Origin of the sequence: Ottowia beijingensis, from assembly GCF_042680925.1 — a bacterium.
Lineage (GTDB): Bacteria > Pseudomonadota > Gammaproteobacteria > Burkholderiales > Burkholderiaceae_C > Ottowia > Ottowia beijingensis.
Genome location: NZ_JBHUEP010000007.1, coordinates 258,994 through 276,922, shown reverse-complemented (window position 1 = coordinate 276,922; position 17,929 = coordinate 258,994). Strand labels below are relative to the sequence as shown.

Genomic DNA, 17,929 nt, shown 5'->3' with positions numbered 1-17,929 from the left:
TGGCTTGTTCATCCCAGGCCAAGCCGCTACCGGGCCCGGCCAACAACACGAAGGGGGCAGCGCACCCTGTTCAGGGCCGGCGCTCGAGACCCTGGACAAACGCTTGCAGCGTGGCGGCGGGCACTTCGCCCACCGCGCTGACCCACCACGGCCCTGCGCCATCCGGCCAACGCCGTACCAGCGCGTGGGTCGCGCCCATCGCAGAGGCCCCTTCGCGATCATGCCGCTGCGGATCGAACGGCTCCATGAACAGGGACACCGTGGCCAGCCCATCCGTGAAGATCCATTGCACGACCGAGGTCGACTTCGACAGCGGACGGCGATAACAGTTCCGTGACTGGAAACCCGGCACAGGCGCCTTGAGGCGCCAGCCTTCGGCCTCCGCCGTGGTCTGCACGCGTTCCGACTTGACGACCCGATAACCCTCGGTGTCGGACATCATCTGGCGCAGCTTGTCGGCCTGCACGGGCGCGTTCAACTGCAGTTCGGAAAAGGCCGCCTGTTCCAGCACACGTCCGCGGCTGTCCAGCGTCTGCGTCTTCACCACCATGCCGGTGCGCATTTCGCTCCAGATGCGGTAGCCGAAGCGCCAGGCATCGCGCGGCGTGAGCACCACGATGTCGGCGTCGAAGCCGGCCACACGGCCGTGACCCACCTCGCGGGCAGCATAGAAATCAGCGGTCGGAAAATCGTGCCCCACGCTGAGCAGGTTCGGGAACACCCCGCCCGCCTCGCGTTGATCGAGCTTGGCAACGCGCGCTTCGGGCAGGAAGGTGACCACCGATTCGTTGCGACGGAAAGTCGAGCGCGGCACGCCGGTCAAGGCTTCCACACGCTCCATCTGCACATCGCCCTCGCACACATGCCAGATGCGCGAACTGGACATGGCACCGGAAGCCGAGGAAACCACGAAGGTGCCCATGTAGGACGGCAGTTGCGCCGCCTGCTGCAGGCGCACCAGCCATTCCGCCACGCTGCGCTGCGGCGGCCCGACAGGGCGATCAGGTGCACTGCCACCGACTTGCGCCACACCTTGCGCACCGGCCAGTGTGAACAGACCACCCGCACACCATGCCAAGGCAGCCTGCTGCAAGCGCCGAGCCCACGATCGATGCTGGCCGCTCAACCCGCGGCCGCATGACCCCGCCCCCATCCGAACCGTCGCGCTCAACGCCCTGAACCCTCGAACGTGGCGTTGCGCAGGAAACCCGCCGCATTGCCCAGCGCCGTCGCGCCGGAGGTCTGTCGGTGCGCGGCCAGCAACTCGTCCAGCCGCGCATCGCGCAGCATCACGGCGCCGGCATCCGCCTCTGCCGGATTCGATGCCACGGTCACCGGCACCGGGGCCGCCAGCGTGGCGATCTGCGTCGGCGCGGGCGCACCACCTTGCGACAGCTGGACGCCAACACCGGCTTGCGGACCGATGCCACCCATCACACCCCAGCCGATGGCGGCCACGGCCGCAAAAGACGCCAGGCCAGCCACCATCTTCCAGCGGAACACGCCGTCATTGGCAGCTGGTTGTGCCACATCGCGCACCTGGATGGGGCTGGGCGCCGGCACCCTCGCCACAGGCGCCGCCTCCTGCTGCAGGCGCGCGCTCAGGCGGGCCACAAAGGCGCTGTCACGGCCACAGGCGGCCAGATCGGTGGAGCGCAGCACATCGCCCACCAGATGGTAGACCTGCCAACATTCGCGCGCCTCGTCGGACGCCATCATCTGCAGCGCCGCCGATGCGTCGGCCCCCCGCAGCTGTCCGTCCATCAGGGCCGACACCGTTTCGCGATCCAGTTGACTGTCGAGTTGAGTCTTCATGATTGAGCACCGTTACCGATTCGTCCCACCCACCGTTTACCAACGCTTGCCTGTCTGGTGGCTCAGCAAGGGCTTGACCCTGGCTGAAATCGCCTCGCGCGCCCGGAAGATCCGGGACCGCACCGTGCCGATCGGGCAATTCATCGCTTCCGCAATCTCTTCATAACTCAGCCCTTCGATCTCGCGCAGCGTCACGGCGGTGCGCAGATCCTCGGGCAGGGCCTCCATCGCCGCGTTGACCGCCGCTGCGATTTCGCGTGCGGCCAGTTCAGATTCAGGCGTAGATTCCGAGGTTAGTTCGTTTTCCCGGCGGGAAGTTTCATCGTCGTCGTCGGCCGAATGCAGGGCCGTCTCGGTCACCACCGGATTGCGCTTGAGTTCCATCAGCGACTTCTTGGCCGTGTTGACGGCGATGCGGTAGAGCCAGGTGTAGAACTGGGCGTCGCCGCGAAACTGGTGCAGCGCCCGCCAGGCGCGGATGAAGGTTTCCTGGGCGATGTCGGGCACCAGGTCGACGTCGCGCACCATGCGGCCGATCAGCCGCTCGATGCGGCGCTGGTACTTGATGACCAGCAGTTCATACGCCCGGTGGTCGCCCGCAGCGGCACGCTCCACCAGCAGTGCATCGCTGTCGGAGGGGGCTGGAGGAGCGGCGGCGGGTTCGGTCACGCGGAATCGGGCTTCAAAAACAACGACGCGCCCGACATCAGGCGCGTTCGGCATCGGCTCGGGGCACTGCGCCCTCCGTCGCCGAAGTCATGGGTGAATATAGCGCACAGCGCAACAGGTGCCAGCGCTGCGGGTCGACCGAGGCCTGGGCCCACAACCACCTCCCCCGTGAACTGCCGACGGGACGGAACCACAGCAGCATCCAGCGCTGGGCGTCCAGCCGGACCTGGACCTGAGCGCCCTCCTGCTCGCCATGCGAGTCGATGACCCACCAGCGCTCGCCATCCCAGCGCAGCCGGCGCGGCACCTGACCACGCCAGAAATGCCAGCAACCCAGCATGGCGGCAGTCGAAAAAACCAATAAAAAGATAGCTGCTTGCGCTGTGTGGGCGCCGGCTGGAGGCCAAAAAAATACTGAAACCAGCATCAGCAGTCCACCCGCCGAGAGTGCCGTCAGCCAGACCGCGAGCGCGCGCGTGCGGCCCACGGCATAGACCACCGCGGGCACGCCCCTCAAGATTCAGTGCTTTCTCGGGTCGGGCGCGGCGGCACGACGCCGCCGTCCGCTGCCGCCAGCAGCGTCATCAGACCCGCTTGAGAACCAGCGAACCGTTGGTGCCGCCAAAACCGAAGTTGTTCTTCAGCGCCACGTCCATCTTCACGTCGCGTGCGGTGTTGGCGCAGTAGTCGAGGTCGCACTCGGGGTCCTGCTCGAAGATGTTGATGGTGGGCGGCACCTTCTGCTCGTGCAGCGCGAGGATGGTGAACACGCTTTCGATGCCGCCGGCGCCCCCCAGCAGGTGACCGGTCATCGACTTGGTGGAGCTGACCACGGTGGACTTGGCGTGATCGCCCAGCGCCGCCTTGATGGCATTGGACTCGTTCACGTCGCCCAGCGGCGTGGAGGTGCCGTGCGCGTTGACGTAGCCGATCTGCTCGGCGTTGATGCCCGCGTTGCGCAGCGCGGCCACCATGGCGCGGCGCGGGCCGTCCATGTTGGGTGCCGTCATGTGCCCAGCGTCGGCGCTCATGCCGAAGCCGGCCAGCTCGGCATAGATCTTCGCGCCGCGGGCCTTGGCGTGCTCGTACTCCTCGAGCACGACGATGCCGGCGCCCTCGCCCAGCACGAAGCCGTCGCGGTCCTTGTCCCAGGGGCGCGAGGCCGTCTTGGGGTCGTCGTTGCGGGTCGACAGCGCGCGCATGGCGGCAAAGCCGCCGATGCCCAGCGGCGACACCGTGGATTCGGCGCCACCGGCCACCACCACGTCGGCATCACCGTATTCGATCAGGCGCGCGCCGTCGCCGATGCAATGCAGGCCCGTGGTGCAGGCCGTGGCGATGGCAAGGTTCGGCCCCTTGAAGCCGAATTTCATCGACACATGCCCCGCCACCATGTTGACGATGGAGGCCGGCACGAAGAATGGCGAAATGCGCCGCGCGCCACGCGCGGTGAATTCGCCGTGCGTCTCCTCGATCATCGGCAGGCCGCCGATGCCGGAACCGATCACGCAGCCAATGCGCGTGGCTTCCTCTTCACCCAGCGCCTCGCCCGTGGGCAGGCCGGCGTCGCGCACCGCCTCGGCGGCGGCCACGATGCCGTAATGGATGAAGGTGTCCATGGTGCGCGCCTCCTTCGCCGAGATGTGCGGCGAGATGTCCAGCCCCTTCACCTCGCCGGCGATGCGGCTGGCGAACTGGCTGGCGTCGAAGCGCGTAATGAGGTCGATGCCCGAGCGGCCGGCCAGCAGGCTGGCCCAGCTTTCCGCCACCGTGTTGCCCACGGGGCTGACGCAACCCAGGCCGGTAACTACGACGCGGCGTCGGGACATCGGTGGATCAGGCTTTCTTGCTGTTGGCGTAGTCGATGGCGGCCTGCACCGTGGTGATCTTCTCGGCGTCCTCGTCCGGGATCTCGATACCGAACTCGTCTTCCAGTGCCATCACCAGTTCCACGGTGTCGAGCGAGTCCGCGCCCAGGTCGGCCACGAAGGCCTTTTCGTTGGTGACTTGAGACTCTTCCACGCCGAGTTGCTCGGCGATGATTTTCTTGACACGTGCTTCGATATCGCTCATGGGTTCCCTCTGAGGGTGATGAAAAAAAGGATTTTACCCGCGCTTACAGCCGATATTCGGCGTGCAGGCGCGCTCGAAATGGTGTAGGGCCGTCAGGCCATGAACATGCCGCCGTTGACGTGCAGTTCCTGCCCCGTCACGTAGCCCGCCTCGGGGCTGGCGAGGTAGGCCACGGCAGCGGCGATGTCGGCCGGTGCGCCCAGGCGGCCCAGCGGAATCTGGCCGGCCAGCGCCTTCTGCTGCTCCTCGCCCAGCGCCGCCGTCATGTCGGTGGCGATGAAGCCCGGGGCCACGCAGTTGACGGTGACGCCGCGGCTGCCCAGCTCGCGCGCCAGCGCGCGCGTCATGCCCGCCACACCGGCCTTGGCGGCGGCGTAGTTGGCCTGGCCGGGGTTGCCCGAGGCGCCGACCACGCTGGTGATGCTGACGATGCGGCCATAGCGCTGCTTCATCATCGGCCGCATCACGGCGCGGCTCATGCGGAACACCGCCTTCAGGTTGGTGTCGAGCACGGCGTCCCAGTCCTCGTCCTTCATGCGCATGGCGAGCTGGTCGCGCGTGATGCCGGCGTTGTTGACCAGCACGTGCAGCGCGCCATGTTCCTTGACGATGGCGTCGATCAGGCCTTCGGCCGCCGCGGCGTCGTTGACGTCGAGCGCGGCGCCGCGGCAGTCCGGGTGCGCAGCCAGGGCAGCGCTGATCCTGCCGGCACCCTCTTCCGTGGTCGCCGTGCCGATCACCTTCATGCCGCGCGCGGCCAGCGCCTGCGCGATCGCGGCACCGATGCCGCGCGAGGCGCCGGTGACCAGGGCCACCTGGCCCGCCATGACGGTTTCAGACATTCGATTTCCCTCCAGCTCGTTGTTCAGGCCACCTGCGCCTTGACCTCGGCCAGGGAGGTCGGGTCGTACATTGCCAGCCCCGTCAGGTCGGCGTCGATGCGCTTGGTCATGCCGGCCAGCACCTTGCCGGGGCCGCATTCGACCACGGTGTGCAGGCCCATGGCCTTGATCTTGTGGATGCACTCGACCCAGCGCACCGGCCCGAAAGCCTGGCGGTACAGCGCGTCGCGGATGCGGTCGTGGTCGTCCTCGATGGCGACGTCGATGTTGTTGACCACCGGAATTTTGGGATCAGCGAAGTCCACCGCTTCCAGCGCGCCCTTCAGGCGCTCGGCCGCGGGCTTCATCAGGCTGCTGTGGAACGGCGCCGACACCGGCAGCGGCAGCGCGCGCTTGGCACCCATGCCCTTGAGCACTTCGCAGGCCTTGTCGACCGCGGCCTTGGTGCCGGCGATCACGGTCTGCACCGGGTCGTTGAAGTTGACGGCCTCCACGACTTCAGTGCCATTTTGGCCCATGGCGCCCGTCACTTCTGCGCAACCAGCTATTACTTTTGAAGCATCCAGACCCAGAATCGCGGCCATGGCGCCGGTGCCCACGGGCACCGCCTCCTGCATGGCCTGGGCGCGCAGGCGCACCAGCGGCACGGCCTCGGCCAACGGCAGCGCCTCGGCCGCGACCAGCGCGGAATATTCGCCCAGCGAATGCCCCGCCACCGCGGCCGGCAGCGCCCCGCCTTCGGCCCGCCAGGCGCGCCAACAGGCCACGCCGGCCACCAGCATCACCGGCTGGGTGTTGGTGGTCAGCGCCAGGTCTTCCTTGGGGCCGCCGGCGATCAGCGCGCCGATATCCTCATTGAGCGCGTCGGAGGCTTCGGCGATCGTCTCGCGCACCGCCGGGTGGTCGCCCCAGGCGTCCAGCATGCCCACGGACTGCGAGCCCTGGCCGGGAAATACGAAGGCGATGGGTTTCATGGCTCTCGAACTCAAATATGAACAAAAAGTGGCTTCAGCGCTTATGCAGCAAGCGCTGGCAGCTATAAATCAAGAAGCACCGCACCCCAGGTGAAGCCGCCGCCCACGCCTTCCAGCAGCAGCGTCTGCCCCGGCTTGACCTGGCCCGTGCGCACGCCATGGTCCAGCGCCAGCGGAATCGACGCGGCCGAGGTGTTGCCGTGGTCGTGCACCGTCACCACCACCTTCTCAAGCGGCAGGTGCAGCTTCTTGGCCGTGCCCTGCATGATGCGGATGTTGGCCTGGTGCGGGATCAGCCAGTCGATGTCGGCTTCGGTCTTGCCGGCCTTCTGGAGCACGGCGCGCGCCGCTTTGTCGAGCACGTTGACCGCCAGCTTGAACACCGCCTGGCCGTCCATCTTGAGCAGCGGATCGCCCAGCACCTGCCCGCCCGACACATGGCCCGGCACGCACAGGATGCCGACGTGCTTGCCGTCGGCGTGCAGGTCGGTAGCCAGGATGCCGGGCGTGTCGCTGGCCTCCAGCACCACGGCGCCGGCGCCGTCGCCGAACAGCACGCAGGTGGTGCGGTCGTTGAAATCGAGGATGCGGCTGAACACCTCGGCGCCGATCACCAGCGCCTTGTGCGCCGTGCCGTTGGCGATCAGCGCGTCGGCCACCGTCAGCGCGTAGACGAAGCCGCTGCACACCGCCTGCACGTCGAACACCGGGCAACCGGCAATGCCCAACTTGTGCTGCACGATGGCCGCGGTGGACGGAAACACCATGTCCGGCGTGGAGGTGGCAACGATGATCAGGTCGATGTCGCTGGCCTGCAGGCCGGCCGCCTGCAGCGCGGCCTGCGCCGCCGGCACCGCCAGCTCGCTGGCCGGCACATCGGGCGCGGCAAAGTGGCGCGCCTGAATGCCGGTGCGCTCGACGATCCATTCGTCAGAAGTCTCGATGCCCCGCGCGGCCAGTTCGGCCACCAAGTCGTCGTTGGTCACCCGGCGCGGCGGCAGGTAGCTGCCGGTGCCGGTGATGCGGGAATAGCGTCTTGTCATGGAATCTTCTTGTAATGCAGTGCGCCAACCTCAGGCAACGGACGGCACGGCCGGCCGGGCAGGCGCCGCCAGCAGGGGCGCGGCGTGGGCAATGCGGCTCTGCACGCGCGCCAGCAGCTGGTGGCTGGCCGCATCATACGCCCGGCACAGCGCCTGCTCGAAGGCCACGGCGTCGGCCGAGCCGTGGCTCTTGAACACCAATCCGCGCAGGCCCAGCAGCGCGGCGCCGTTGTAGCGGCGGTGGTCCATGCGCTTCTTCAGCGCGCTCAGCACCGGGTACGACACGGCGGCGGCCAGCTTGGTCAGCAGGTTGCGCGAGAACTCCTCGCGCAGGAACTGCACGATCATCATCGCCAGGCCCTCGCTGGTCTTCAGCGCCACGTTGCCGACGAAGCCGTCGCACACCACGATGTCGGCCGTGCCCTTGAAGATGTCGTTGCCCTCGACGTTGCCGATGAAGTTCAGGTCGCCCGAGGCCTTGGCGGCACGCAGCAGCTCGCCCGCGCGCTTGATCTCGTCGCTGCCCTTGATGGCTTCCTCGCCGATGTTGAGCAGCCCCACGGTCGGCTGGTCGTCGTTCTTCAGCACCGACACCAGCGCCGAGCCCATGACGGCGAACTGCAGCAGGTGCTCGGCCGTGCAGTCGACGTTGGCCCCCAGGTCGAGCACCGTGGTGGCGCTGCCCTTGGCGTTGGGCATCTGGGTGGCGATGGCCGGGCGCTCGATGCCTTCGAGCGTCTTGAGCAGGTAGCGCGCGATCGCCATCAGCGCGCCGGTGTTGCCGGCCGACACCGCCGCCTGGGCCGCGCCGTCCTTCACCTGCTGGATCGCCACGCGCATGGACGAATCTTTCTTCTTGCGCAAGGCCACTTCCACCGCATCTTCCATGGCCACCACCTCGGTCGCGGGCACCACGCGGGCGCGCTCGTGGGCAAAGCCCTGCAGGTCGTCGGGTCGGCCGACCAGCAGCAACTGGGCGTCGGGGTGGTTGTCGAGAAACTGGCGGCAAGCCGGCAAGGTGACGCTGAGGCCGTGGTCACCGCCCATGCAATCGACAGCCAGAACGATCATGCAAGCCCCGTGCGAACACCGCGCCGCGATGGGCACGGATCGAAGAAAAACAGAGAAAACCCAGCCGCCAGAAACGGCAAAGGCCCGAGGCTACGCGGTGGTAGCGCCGGGCCCGGCAAGTATAGGGTGGGGCTGCCTCATGGCAGGGCCCCGGCCCTTTGCGTCAAGCCACGGAAGAATCAGGCTTCCGTCTTGGGCTTGATCACCTGGCGGCCACGGTAGAAGCCGTTGGGGCTGATGTGGTGGCGCAGGTGGGTTTCACCCGTGGTCGGCTCCACGGCGATGCCGGGGGCGGACAGGGCGTTGTGCGAACGGTGCATGCCGCGCTTGGAGGGCGACTTCTTGTTTTGCTGAACAGCCATGATGGCTCCTTTGATGTCTGGTTGAGGCCCCGGGGCAGACTGCCGCCTGGGGCAAGTTGGAAACCGTTTTGGCGCAACCGGCCGGGCCAACCCAGCCGCTCTTGCGCGCGAAGCCCGCGATTATAGCCCGAAATCGAGCTGATTCGCCAGTGTTGGCAGGCAGTTAGCGCCGTTTCAGTTGGGCTTGTCGTGCTTGAGGGCGGCCAGCGCGGCGAACGGATTGGTCTTTTCCTCCTGCGCCGCGTCGAAATCGGCGCTCTGTACCGACAGTTGCACCGCGTCGGGGCACTCATCGTGGCGCGGCACCAGCGGCAGCGCCATCAGCAGTTCGTCCTCGATCAGCGCGCGCAAATCGAAGTCGGGCGCCAGCGCCAGCACGTCGTCGTCCGAGGCCTCGTCCAGCGCCGCGGCGGTGTCCTCGTCGGGCACGAAGACGAAATGGCGGTCCACCGCCAGCGGCACGCGCACCTCGCCCATGCAGCGCTGGCAGGTCAGCGGCAGCGTGGCCTGCGCGCGCAGGTGCAGGGCCGGGCGGCGGCTGCCATCGACGGCGCTGCGCTGCTCGCCGTCGGCCTGCCAGTCAATGGTCAAATCCGCCTCTGGCGCCCGCAGTTCCTGCGCAAGGCGCTCATATTTTTGTATCGAATCATGGGCCGACAGGCTGGCCTTGGCCTGGGCGAAGGCCGCCACGTCGAGCCGGCCGGGGGCAAACGTCTTGCTCATCAAGGCAGTGTAAGAGAATCGCCGCCATGATCCCGACCGCCGCCCGCCTGCTGATCCTGGGTTCCACCTCACCCTACCGGCGAGAACTGCTGGCCCGGCTGGGCCTGCCCTTCACCACCGAGGCGCCGCGCGTCGACGAAACCCCGCAGCCCGGCGAATCACCGCGCGACCTGGCGCTGCGGCTGGCGCTGGCCAAGGCGCGCGACGTGGCCGGTCGGCATCCCGAGGCCATCGTCATCGGCTCCGACCAGGTGGCCGACCTGGCGGGCGAGCCGCTGGGCAAGCCCGGCACGCACGAGCGCGCCGTGGCGCAGCTGCAGCGCATGCGCGGGCAGACGGTGATCTTCCAGACCGCGCTGGCGGTGGTGTGCGCGGCCACGGGTTTCGCGCAAAGCGACCTGGCCGCCGTCGAGGTGCGCTTCCGCGACCTGGGCAACGACGAGATCGAGCGCTACCTGCAGGCCGAGCGCCCCTACGACTGCGCCGGCAGCGCCAAGAGCGAGGGCCTCGGCATCGCGCTGCTGGAGGCGATCCACAACGACGACCCCACCGCCCTGGTCGGCCTGCCGCTGATCCGCACCGCCCGCCTGCTGCGCGCCGCCGGGCTGACGCTGCCATGAGCGCGCCCGCCGCCGCCAAGGGCACGCTTTACCTGGTGCCCACGCCGCTGGACCACGGCTGCAACACACAGTCGCCGCTGGAGGACGTGCTGCCGCTGGGCACGATCAAGGCCGCCGCCGCCCTCACCCACTGGATCAGCGAAAACGCCAAGTCCACCCGCGCCTTCCTCAAGCGCGTCGATGCGCTGGTGCCGCTGGCACAACCCATTCAGGCGCAGCAGATCACCGAACTGCCGCGCGAGGTGCACAAGAAGGGCGACCACGGCGGCGCGGCGCGCTTCGACGCCCGGCCGCTGCTGGCTCCCGCGCTCCAAGGCCAGAATGTGGGCCTGATCAGCGAGGCCGGCATGCCCGCCGTGGCCGACCCTGGCAGTTCGGTGGTGCGCGCGGCACACGATCTGGGCATCACGGTGGTGCCGCTGGTCGGGCCGGTGTCGATCCTGCTGGCGCTGGCCGCCAGCGGCCTGAACGGGCAGAACTTCGCCTTCGTCGGCTACCTGCCGCAGGACGCCGCCGCACGCACGCAGCGCATCCGCGAGCTGGAAGCCCTGGCCCACAAGACCGGCCAGACGCAGCTGTTCATCGAAACACCCTACCGCAACCCGGCGGTTTGGCAGGCGCTGCTACAGACGCTCAGGCCCGCCACGCGGCTGGCGGTGGCGCAGGGCCTGACGCTGACCGATGGCCGTGTGCAGGCACGTGCTGTCAGCGCCTGGCGGCAGGCCCGCACTGATGACAATGCCCTGGGGCGAGCGCCGGCGGTGTTTGCCATCGGGCCTTGAAGCTACCGCATGCAGCTTTCTCCGAGGTTGTAGGAGCGGCGGCAGCCGCGAAGACTTCGTCGCGCGCAGTGATACGCCGCCATCGCGGCTGCCGCCGCTCCTACAGGCGATCAGCCAGCCCGAAAGCCCATCGACATCAGCGCACGCTGGGCGCCACCTGCAGCGCCTTCACCGCGCCCTCGCCCATGGCCGCGCCGAAACGCTTGGCAAAGCGCTCGGCCAGGTTCTTTTTGTTGGTGTAGTCCACCAGTTTCTCGGCCTTCACCACGTCGCGCGCCACTGAATCCAGGCTGCCGAAGTCGTCGGCCAAGCCCAGCGCAACAGACTGCTCGCCGGTCCAGAACAGGCCGCTGAACATCTCGGGCGTTTCCTTCAGGCGCTCGCCGCGGCCTTTCTTGACGACGTCGATGAACTGGCGGTGGATCTGCTCCAGCATGGTCTGCGCGTGCTGCTTGTGCGCCTCGGACTGCGGGCTGAACGGGTCGAGGAAGCCCTTGTTCTCGCCCGCCGTGAGCAGGCGCCGCTCGATGCCCAGCTTGTCCAGCGTGTCGACGAAGCCGAAGCCGTTGATCAACACGCCGATGCTTCCCACGATGCTGGCCTTGTCGACATAGATCTTGTCGGCGGCCGAGGCGATGTAGTAGGCGGCCGAGGCGGCGGTTTCCTCCACCACGGCGTACACGGGCTTCTTGTGCAGGGCGCGCAGGCGGTGGATTTCGTCGCTGATCAGCCCCGCCTGCACCGGGCTGCCGCCGGGCGAGTTGATGAGCAGCACCAGCGCCTGCGCGCCCTTGTCTTCCATGGCACTGCGCAGCGCGGGCAGCACGAATTCGGCGCTGGCCTCGGCCTCGTCGGCGATCTCGCCCTTGATGGCGACCATGGCGGTGTGCGGCGTGGCGGGCGTGCTGGTGAGCAGCGCGTCGGAGAACAGCAGCCAGATGAGCGCGCCGAACAGCAGCATCCACAGCAGGCTGCGCACGATGCGCCAGCGGCGCGCGGCGCGGCGCTCGCGCACGTCGGCCAGCAGCAGTTTTTCAATCGCCTCGCGTTCCCAGTGGATGGTCTTGGCGTTCAGGGTGACTTCGTTTTCCATGGCGGTGTGCGCGGGATGCGCAAGGATGAAGGGCAGGTTGATTCCAACCGGATGCGATGAGGCAGCAGGTCGGTGTTCTACAAAAACAGGAGCTGCCAGCGCCTGATAAAAGACAGTTTCATCATCATTTCAATCTGAAATATAGGCGTAACGGGCGCAAGCAGCTATAAAAACAAAAGCATCGCCGCCGATGCCTTCAGAACTCGATCGGCTGCAGCAAATGGCTGGTGTGCCAGTGCACCACGCCGTCGCGTTCGCTCATGGCCACCTTGACCAGCCCGCCGCGGCAGGGCCCGCCGGCGCAGTCGCCGGTGTCGGGCGCGTAGGCGGCGCCGTGCGTGGCGCACAGCAGCCACTGGCCAGTGTCGTCGAACACGCGGTTGGGCTGGTAATCCAGCTCCATCGCCACGTGGGTGCAGCGGTTCAGGTAGGCGTGCGGCCGCCCTTCGAAGCGCACGGCAAAGGCGCGCAGCGTCTGGCCGCCGTAGACCACGTCGAAGGGCACGGCCAGGCCGCCCTCCTGCAGGTCGGCGCTGTTGCACAGGGGAATCGCTTGGCTGTCGTTGTCGGTCATGCGCGGGCAGCTATCAAAATATGAGTCCAGTCAGGCGTTGTCGGCCAGCCAGCGATGCAGTTCGGTGGCGGAATGGGCGATGAAGCGCGGGCGCAGGGCGCCGAACTCGCTCGGCTCGTGCGCGCCATAGCTCACGCCCACGCTGGCGCAACCGGCGTTCACCGCCATCTGCAAATCGTGCGTGGTGTCGCCGATCATCAGCGTGCGCTCGGGCTCGGCGCCGAATTCGCGCATCAGCTCGTGCAGCATGCGCGGGTGGGGCTTGCCGGCCGTTTCGTCGGCGGTGCGCGAGCCGTCGAAGATGCCGTGCAGCTGCCGCGAGGCCAGCACGTCGTCCAGCCCGCGGCGGCTCTTGCCGGTGGCCACCGTCAGCCAGTGGTGGCGTCTTTTCAGATCGGCCAGCATCGGCAGCACGCCGTCGAACAGGCTGATGTCGTGCTGGGTAGCGAGGTAATGGTGGCGGTAGCGCTCGCCCAGCAGCGGGTACTTGTCCTTCGGCACGTCGGGCGCGGCGTGCGCCAGCGCGGGCATCAGCGCCATGCCGATCACGTAGGCTGCCGCCTGGTCGGTCGGCCTGGCACCGCCCACGTCCAGCACCGCCTGCTGGATGCTGCGCACGATGATGGCGGTGGAATCGAACAGGGTGCCGTCCCAGTCGAAGCAGATCAGGTCGAATTGGCGCGGGCGGCTCATGCGGAGGGCGGGGGTTGCTTTGAAAAAGAGAGCAGATCGGCCGGCAGCGGCGCCAGCAGTTCGACGGCCTGCGCCGTGGCCGGATGCACGAACTGTAGCCGCCACGCGTGCAGGAACATGCGTCTGAGTCCTTGTTTCTGCAAGCTCTTGTTGCGCTCGAAGTCGCCATATTTGTCGTCGCCCGCGATCGGGTGGCCCTGCGATGCCAGGTGCACGCGGATCTGGTGCGTGCGGCCGGTCTTGATGGTCACTTCTAGCAGGGTGAAGTCGGGCAGGCGCTCGCGCACCTTGACCAGGCTGATCGAGCGCATGCCGTCCGGGTCGTCCTTGGTGGTGGTCTTCACGCGCCGCTCGCCCTCGCCTTCGCCGCCCGGCAACAGGTATTTGCGCAGCGGCACGTCGATCACTTTCAGTCGCTCGGGCCAGTCGCCCAGCACCAGCGCCAAGTAGGTCTTGCCTGTTTCGCGCTCGCGGAACTGGTCCTGCAGGTGCTTCAAGGCGCTGCGCTTCTTGGCGACGAGCAGGATACCGCTGGTTTCGCGGTCGAGCCGGTGCACCAGCTCCAGAAAGCGGGCATCCGGGCGTGCGCGCCGCAGTTGCTCGATAACGCCGAAGCTCACGCCCGAGCCGCCATGCACCGCCACGCCGGCCGGTTTGTCGAGCGCGATCAGGTGCTCGTCCTCCAGCAGGATGGGGAATTCGCGCGCCGGCGCGGCGGCGGCCTTGTCCTCGGGCGAGCGTTCGCTCACCCGCACCGGCGGCACGCGCACCACGTCGCCCGCCGCCACCCGCGTGTCGGCGGCGGCGCGGCCCTTGTTCACCCGCACCTCGCCGCTGCGGATGATGCGGTAGACGTGGGTCTTGGGCACGCCCTTCAGGTGGCGGATCAGGAAGTTGTCCAGCCGCTGGCCGGCGCTCTCGGCGTCCACCGTCAGCCAGCCGACCTCGGGTTTGCCCTGAGCCCCCGGCGGGGCTGCTTTGGCACCTATAATGCGATTCACTGGCAACCGGCCGTAAGTGGTTGAATTTGAAATGGAAGTCACCGCCCGAATGAACGGGTAGTCTATTCCACCCGCCCACAAGCAGCCGCCAGTAAAGGTCGATGCCGCACCTGCACAAGAAAGCGCCCTGCCCCCACTGAACCGGGCAGGCACGCCAAGAAAAGCGCAGGATCAGGCCGACGCGATGAAACCCCTACGGAATACCCATGACCGGCAGGCCGCCCCACGCGGCTTGGCCTGCGGGTCGGATCGAAGCGAGACTTTTTTGTGCTGATGGCAATCATGATGGTTCTGGAGCGCTGGCTGCGGCCGATGCTTTATGAGCAAAATCACGCCCCAGCGCCCGCCAGGCAAGCGCGAGCAGCTACGCTTTATGTAGCAATCTTGCCTTGCCCGGCCCTCGCACCCATCCAAGCCAGCCCGCCTGACCCCGGCCGCTGAACCAGCGCGTTCAGCAGCTTTGAAGGCGCGCGCCCCGCACGCCTTCTTCCTCCAGTCAGTCGCCGCGGCCATTCCGTCCGTTGCATTGCGCCGTCCGAGGCATCTTGGGCTTTCCCCCGGGCAAGCCGTTGACTGCTTTTGATTTGAAGGACACCGCATCATGAAACGGATGCTGATCAACGCCACGCAGGCCGAAGAGCGCCGCCTGGCGATCGTCGATGGACAGAAACTGCTCGACTACGAGATCGAGATCGAAGGGCGCGAGCAGCGCAAGGGCAACATCTACAAGGCCGTGGTGACGCGCGTCGAGCCGTCGCTGGAGGCCTGCTTCGTCGACTACGGCGAAGACCGCCACGGCTTCCTGCCGTTCAAGGAAATCTCGCGCCAGTACTTCGCGGAGGGTGTCTCCGTCAGCCAGGCCAGGATCAACGATGTGATCAAGGAAGGCCAGGAACTGCTGGTGCAGGTCGAGAAGGAAGAGCGCGGCAACAAGGGCGCCGCGCTGACCACCTTCGTCAGCCTGGCCGGCCGCTACGTGGTGCTGATGCCGAACAACCCGCGCGGCGGTGGCGTCAGCCGCCGCATCGAGGGCGAGGACCGCGCCGAGCTGAAGGAGGCGATGGACCAGCTCGAGTACCCGAAAGGCATGAGCATCATCGCCCGCACCGCCGGCATCGGCCGCACCGCGCCCGAGTTGCAGTGGGACCTGAACTACCTGCTGAAGCTGTGGGACGCCATCGACGGTGCCGCCAAGGGCGGCAAGGGCGCCTTCCTGATCTATCAGGAGAGCAACCTCGTCATCCGCGCCATCCGCGACTACTTCAACTCGGACATCGGCGACATCCTGATCGACACCGATGACATCTACGAGCAGGCGCACCAGTTCATGAGCCACGTGATGCCCGAGCAGGCGCACCGCGTGAAGCGCTACCGCGACAACGCGCCGCTGTTCTCGCGCTTCCAGATCGAGCACCAGATCGAATCGGCCTACTCGCGCACCGTCACCCTGCCCTCGGGCGGCGCCATCGTGATCGACCACGCCGAGGCGCTGGTGGCGGTGGACGTGAACTCGGCCCGCGCCATCAAGGGCGGCGACATCGAGGAGACCGCCACGCGCACCAACCTGGAAGCCGCCGACGAGGTGGCGCGCCAGATGCGCCTGCGCGACCTGGGCGGCCTGATCGTGATCGACTTCATCGACATGGAGGAGAGCAAGAACCGCCGCGAGGTCGAGAACCGCCTGCGCGAGGCGCTGCGCCAGGACCGCGCCCGCGTGCAGTTCGGCAGCATCAGCAAGTTCGGCCTGCTGGAGATGAGCCGCCAGCGCCTGAAGCCCGCGCTGAGCGAAGGCGCCTCCATCCCCTGCCCGCGCTGCGGCGGCTCCGGCCACGTGCGCGACACCGAATCGTCGGCGCTGCAGATCCTGCGCATCATTCAGGAAGAGTCCATGAAGGACAACACCGCCGCCGTCAACGTGCAGGTGCCGGTGGAAGTGGCCTCGTTCCTGTTGAACGAAAAGCGCCCCGAGATCGCCAAGATCGAGCTCAAGCAGCGCGTCAACGTCACCCTGGTGCCCAACAAGACGCTGGAGACGCCGCACTACAAGCTCGAGCGCCTGAAGCACGACGACCCGCGCCTGGACGACATCGACAGCAGCTACAAGATGGCCGAGGAGTTCGAGGACCCGACCACCGTCACCCGCCGCAGCCAGGAGCCGACCAACAAGCAGCAGCCCGTCATCAAGGGCGTGCTGCGCGACACCCCCGCGCCGGTGGCCGAGCCCAAACCCGAGCCGGTGGCCGCCGCGCCGGCGCCTGCGGTGGCACCGGCCGCCTTCACGCCCGCTGCCGCGCCCGCGCCGGCCGGCCTGGTGGGCTGGCTGAAGAACCTGTTCGGCATGGCCCCGCCGCCCCCGCCCGTGGTGGCGCCCGCGCCCACGCCGGCACCCGCCACCGCCGAGAAGCGCGAAGGCCGCGGCGGCCGTGACGGCGAACGCCGTGGCGGCCGCGGTGGCCGTGGCGGCCAGCGCGGTGAGCGCGGTGAAGGCCGCGGCAGCGACGAGCGCCGCAGCGACAACCGCGGTGAGAGCCGCGCCGAAGGCCAGGGCGAAGCCCGCAACGGACAGCGCGACGGCAGCCGCCGCAACGGCGAACGGGGCGACCGCGGCCCGCGCGGCGACCGCCAGCGCGAGCGCCGCGACCCGTTGGCCGCCGATGCCGGCGCGCCCACCACCGACATCGCCACCGCCGACGCCGGCGCCGACACCAGCGCCCGCCCGCCGCGTGGCGAACGCAGCGAGCGCGGTGAACGTGGTGAACGTGGCGAAGGCCGCCGCAGCCGTGGCGAAGGCCGCCGCGAACGCGGCGAGCGTGGCGACCGCGCCGAGCGCGCCGAAGGCCAGCCGCACGACGACACCGCCGTGGTCGACACCGCCGCCCTGGCCACCTCGGCCGTGACCGCGGTCGACGGCAACTCCGCCGCCGAAGTCGTGGGCGACGCGCCGCAGGGCGAAGAGCGCCGCGAGCGCCGTTCGCGCGACCGCTATGGCCGCGACCGCCGCGATCGCAACGGCGAGCGCCGCGACGAGCGCGCCGCCGAGCTGCCCGGCAGCGTGTCCGACGACGGCACCGTGGCGCAGCCCGCGGCCCAGGCCGGCAGCGCCGACGCGCCCGCACCGCGCTCGTACTTCGCGCGCAGCGCCGCGGTCGACGATGCCCAGGCCCCGGCCACGGTGGCCGAAGCCAACGTGGCGCCCGCGCCCACCCCGCCGGCGCCGCCGGCCCGTGCGTCTGTAGCATCGCCGGTCCCTGCCGCCGCCAACGGCCACGCCGCGGCGCCAGCCGCCGGCCTGCCCAAGGTCACGCCATTCGCGCTGCCCCTGGGCGACCTGGAATCGCTGGCGCAATCCGCCGGCCTGCAGTGGGTCAACTCCGACGCCGACAAGGTGGCCAGCGTGCAGGCCGCCATCGCCGCCGAGCCGCAGCCGATCCGCGTGCCGCGCGAGCGCCCGCCGCTGGTCGAGATCGACGACGGCCCGCTGGTGCTGGTGGAAACGCGCAAGGACCTGCGTGAAGTCACCCTGCCGTTCGAGCAGGAAAGCCGCCACGGCGGCACGGCCGCGCACTGACGCGCGCCCCGGGCCAAGGGTGCCCC

Annotated in this window: 19 protein-coding genes; 3 read left to right on the top strand and 16 right to left on the bottom strand. The window is 68.4% G+C overall.

Going from position 1 to position 17,929, the window contains the following annotated elements; translation table 11 throughout:
* Positions 1-70: 70 nt before the first annotated feature.
* The 12 genes from ACFSCU_RS10720 to ACFSCU_RS10665 all read right to left on the bottom strand — a co-directional run bounded on the left by ACFSCU_RS10720 (position 71) and on the right by ACFSCU_RS10665 (position 9,572).
* On the bottom strand, positions 71-1,093 hold the full coding sequence (locus tag ACFSCU_RS10720) for a MucB/RseB C-terminal domain-containing protein (protein WP_333706487.1): 1,023 nt from the start codon (positions 1,091-1,093) through the stop codon (positions 71-73).
* 74 nt (positions 1,094-1,167) lie between these two features.
* Positions 1,168-1,815 carry a sigma-E factor negative regulatory protein gene (locus tag ACFSCU_RS10715; protein WP_377560656.1) on the bottom strand — a complete coding sequence of 216 codons (648 nt, stop codon included), beginning with the start codon at positions 1,813-1,815 and terminating at the stop codon, positions 1,168-1,170.
* 36 nt (positions 1,816-1,851) lie between these two features.
* A complete protein-coding gene (rpoE, locus tag ACFSCU_RS10710) occupies positions 1,852-2,484 on the bottom strand; it encodes an RNA polymerase sigma factor RpoE (protein ID WP_377560655.1) in 633 nt (210 codons plus the stop codon).
* A gap of 37 nt (positions 2,485-2,521) precedes the next feature.
* A complete protein-coding gene (locus ACFSCU_RS10705) occupies positions 2,522-2,992 on the bottom strand; it encodes a hypothetical protein (RefSeq protein ID WP_377560654.1) in 471 nt (156 codons plus the stop codon).
* 76 nt (positions 2,993-3,068) lie between these two features.
* On the bottom strand, positions 3,069-4,313 hold the full coding sequence (gene fabF / locus ACFSCU_RS10700) for a beta-ketoacyl-ACP synthase II (protein ID WP_377560653.1): 1,245 nt from the start codon (positions 4,311-4,313) through the stop codon (positions 3,069-3,071).
* A gap of 7 nt (positions 4,314-4,320) precedes the next feature.
* Positions 4,321-4,557, bottom strand: a complete 237-nt coding sequence (acpP, locus tag ACFSCU_RS10695) for an acyl carrier protein (RefSeq protein ID WP_106703654.1) — start codon at positions 4,555-4,557, stop codon at positions 4,321-4,323.
* Between the two features lie 92 nt (positions 4,558-4,649).
* Complete coding sequence (gene fabG / locus ACFSCU_RS10690; protein ID WP_377560652.1) at positions 4,650-5,399, bottom strand: 3-oxoacyl-ACP reductase FabG; 750 nt, start codon at positions 5,397-5,399, stop codon at positions 4,650-4,652.
* 23 nt (positions 5,400-5,422) lie between these two features.
* Complete coding sequence (fabD, locus tag ACFSCU_RS10685; protein ID WP_333706473.1) at positions 5,423-6,373, bottom strand: ACP S-malonyltransferase; 951 nt, start codon at positions 6,371-6,373, stop codon at positions 5,423-5,425.
* Between the two features lie 62 nt (positions 6,374-6,435).
* On the bottom strand, positions 6,436-7,416 hold the full coding sequence (locus ACFSCU_RS10680; RefSeq protein WP_180551211.1) for a beta-ketoacyl-ACP synthase III: 981 nt from the start codon (positions 7,414-7,416) through the stop codon (positions 6,436-6,438).
* Positions 7,417-7,446: 30 nt separating this feature from the next.
* On the bottom strand, positions 7,447-8,487 hold the full coding sequence (gene plsX / locus ACFSCU_RS10675) for a phosphate acyltransferase PlsX (RefSeq protein WP_180551210.1): 1,041 nt from the start codon (positions 8,485-8,487) through the stop codon (positions 7,447-7,449).
* 179 nt (positions 8,488-8,666) lie between these two features.
* A complete protein-coding gene (rpmF, locus tag ACFSCU_RS10670) occupies positions 8,667-8,849 on the bottom strand; it encodes a 50S ribosomal protein L32 (RefSeq protein ID WP_180551209.1) in 183 nt (60 codons plus the stop codon).
* A 174-nt stretch (positions 8,850-9,023) separates the two neighbouring features.
* Positions 9,024-9,572 carry a YceD family protein gene (locus tag ACFSCU_RS10665; RefSeq protein WP_180551208.1) on the bottom strand — a complete coding sequence of 183 codons (549 nt, stop codon included), beginning with the start codon at positions 9,570-9,572 and terminating at the stop codon, positions 9,024-9,026.
* Positions 9,573-9,598: 26 nt separating this feature from the next.
* Between ACFSCU_RS10665 and ACFSCU_RS10660 the strand changes: the two genes are divergently transcribed.
* Complete coding sequence (locus ACFSCU_RS10660; protein ID WP_180551207.1) at positions 9,599-10,192, top strand: Maf family nucleotide pyrophosphatase; 594 nt, start codon at positions 9,599-9,601, stop codon at positions 10,190-10,192.
* Positions 10,189-10,974 (top strand): SAM-dependent methyltransferase, encoded by a 786-nt coding sequence (locus tag ACFSCU_RS10655; RefSeq protein WP_180551206.1) that lies wholly within the window; start codon positions 10,189-10,191, stop codon positions 10,972-10,974. The genes ACFSCU_RS10660 and ACFSCU_RS10655 overlap by 4 nt, the downstream gene beginning before the upstream one ends.
* A 136-nt stretch (positions 10,975-11,110) precedes the next feature.
* Here ACFSCU_RS10655 and ACFSCU_RS10650 read toward each other — a convergent pair whose 3' ends face one another.
* The 4 genes from ACFSCU_RS10650 to ACFSCU_RS10635 form a co-directional block, all read right to left on the bottom strand.
* Positions 11,111-12,067 (bottom strand): S49 family peptidase, encoded by a 957-nt coding sequence (locus ACFSCU_RS10650; protein WP_377560649.1) that lies wholly within the window; start codon positions 12,065-12,067, stop codon positions 11,111-11,113.
* A 196-nt stretch (positions 12,068-12,263) separates the two neighbouring features.
* On the bottom strand, positions 12,264-12,641 hold the full coding sequence (locus ACFSCU_RS10645; protein WP_180551205.1) for a Rieske (2Fe-2S) protein: 378 nt from the start codon (positions 12,639-12,641) through the stop codon (positions 12,264-12,266).
* Between the two features lie 30 nt (positions 12,642-12,671).
* Positions 12,672-13,334 carry an HAD-IA family hydrolase gene (locus tag ACFSCU_RS10640; RefSeq protein WP_180551204.1) on the bottom strand — a complete coding sequence of 221 codons (663 nt, stop codon included), beginning with the start codon at positions 13,332-13,334 and terminating at the stop codon, positions 12,672-12,674.
* Positions 13,331-14,335 (bottom strand): RluA family pseudouridine synthase, encoded by a 1,005-nt coding sequence (locus tag ACFSCU_RS10635; RefSeq protein ID WP_377560648.1) that lies wholly within the window; start codon positions 14,333-14,335, stop codon positions 13,331-13,333. The genes ACFSCU_RS10640 and ACFSCU_RS10635 overlap by 4 nt, the downstream gene beginning before the upstream one ends.
* A 601-nt stretch (positions 14,336-14,936) precedes the next feature.
* Here ACFSCU_RS10635 and ACFSCU_RS10630 point away from each other — a divergent pair.
* Positions 14,937-17,903, top strand: a complete 2,967-nt coding sequence (locus ACFSCU_RS10630) for an Rne/Rng family ribonuclease (RefSeq protein WP_377560647.1) — start codon at positions 14,937-14,939, stop codon at positions 17,901-17,903.
* The last annotated feature ends 26 nt before the right edge of the window (positions 17,904-17,929 follow it).

Excerpts from the sequence above, each read along its gene's own strand:
- ACFSCU_RS10715 (WP_377560656.1), bottom strand. The coding sequence starts at position 1,815 with ATGAAGACTCAACTCGACAGTCAACTGGATCGCGAAACGGTGTCGGCC.
- fabF (WP_377560653.1), bottom strand. The coding sequence starts at position 4,313 with ATGTCCCGACGCCGCGTCGTAGTTACCGGCCTGGGTTGCGTCAGCCCC.
- acpP (WP_106703654.1), bottom strand. The coding sequence starts at position 4,557 with ATGAGCGATATCGAAGCACGTGTCAAGAAAATCATCGCCGAGCAACTC.
- fabG (WP_377560652.1), bottom strand. The coding sequence starts at position 5,399 with ATGTCTGAAACCGTCATGGCGGGCCAGGTGGCCCTGGTCACCGGCGCC.
- fabD (WP_333706473.1), bottom strand. The coding sequence starts at position 6,373 with ATGAAACCCATCGCCTTCGTATTTCCCGGCCAGGGCTCGCAGTCCGTG.
- ACFSCU_RS10680 (WP_180551211.1), bottom strand. The coding sequence starts at position 7,416 with ATGACAAGACGCTATTCCCGCATCACCGGCACCGGCAGCTACCTGCCG.
- plsX (WP_180551210.1), bottom strand. The coding sequence starts at position 8,487 with ATGATCGTTCTGGCTGTCGATTGCATGGGCGGTGACCACGGCCTCAGC.
- rpmF (WP_180551209.1), bottom strand. The coding sequence starts at position 8,849 with ATGGCTGTTCAGCAAAACAAGAAGTCGCCCTCCAAGCGCGGCATGCAC.
- ACFSCU_RS10665 (WP_180551208.1), bottom strand. The coding sequence starts at position 9,572 with ATGAGCAAGACGTTTGCCCCCGGCCGGCTCGACGTGGCGGCCTTCGCC.
- ACFSCU_RS10660 (WP_180551207.1), top strand. The coding sequence starts at position 9,599 with ATGATCCCGACCGCCGCCCGCCTGCTGATCCTGGGTTCCACCTCACCC.
- ACFSCU_RS10655 (WP_180551206.1), top strand. The coding sequence starts at position 10,189 with ATGAGCGCGCCCGCCGCCGCCAAGGGCACGCTTTACCTGGTGCCCACG.
- ACFSCU_RS10650 (WP_377560649.1), bottom strand. The coding sequence starts at position 12,067 with ATGGAAAACGAAGTCACCCTGAACGCCAAGACCATCCACTGGGAACGC.
- ACFSCU_RS10645 (WP_180551205.1), bottom strand. The coding sequence starts at position 12,641 with ATGACCGACAACGACAGCCAAGCGATTCCCCTGTGCAACAGCGCCGAC.
- ACFSCU_RS10640 (WP_180551204.1), bottom strand. The coding sequence starts at position 13,334 with ATGAGCCGCCCGCGCCAATTCGACCTGATCTGCTTCGACTGGGACGGC.
- ACFSCU_RS10630 (WP_377560647.1), top strand. The coding sequence starts at position 14,937 with ATGAAACGGATGCTGATCAACGCCACGCAGGCCGAAGAGCGCCGCCTG.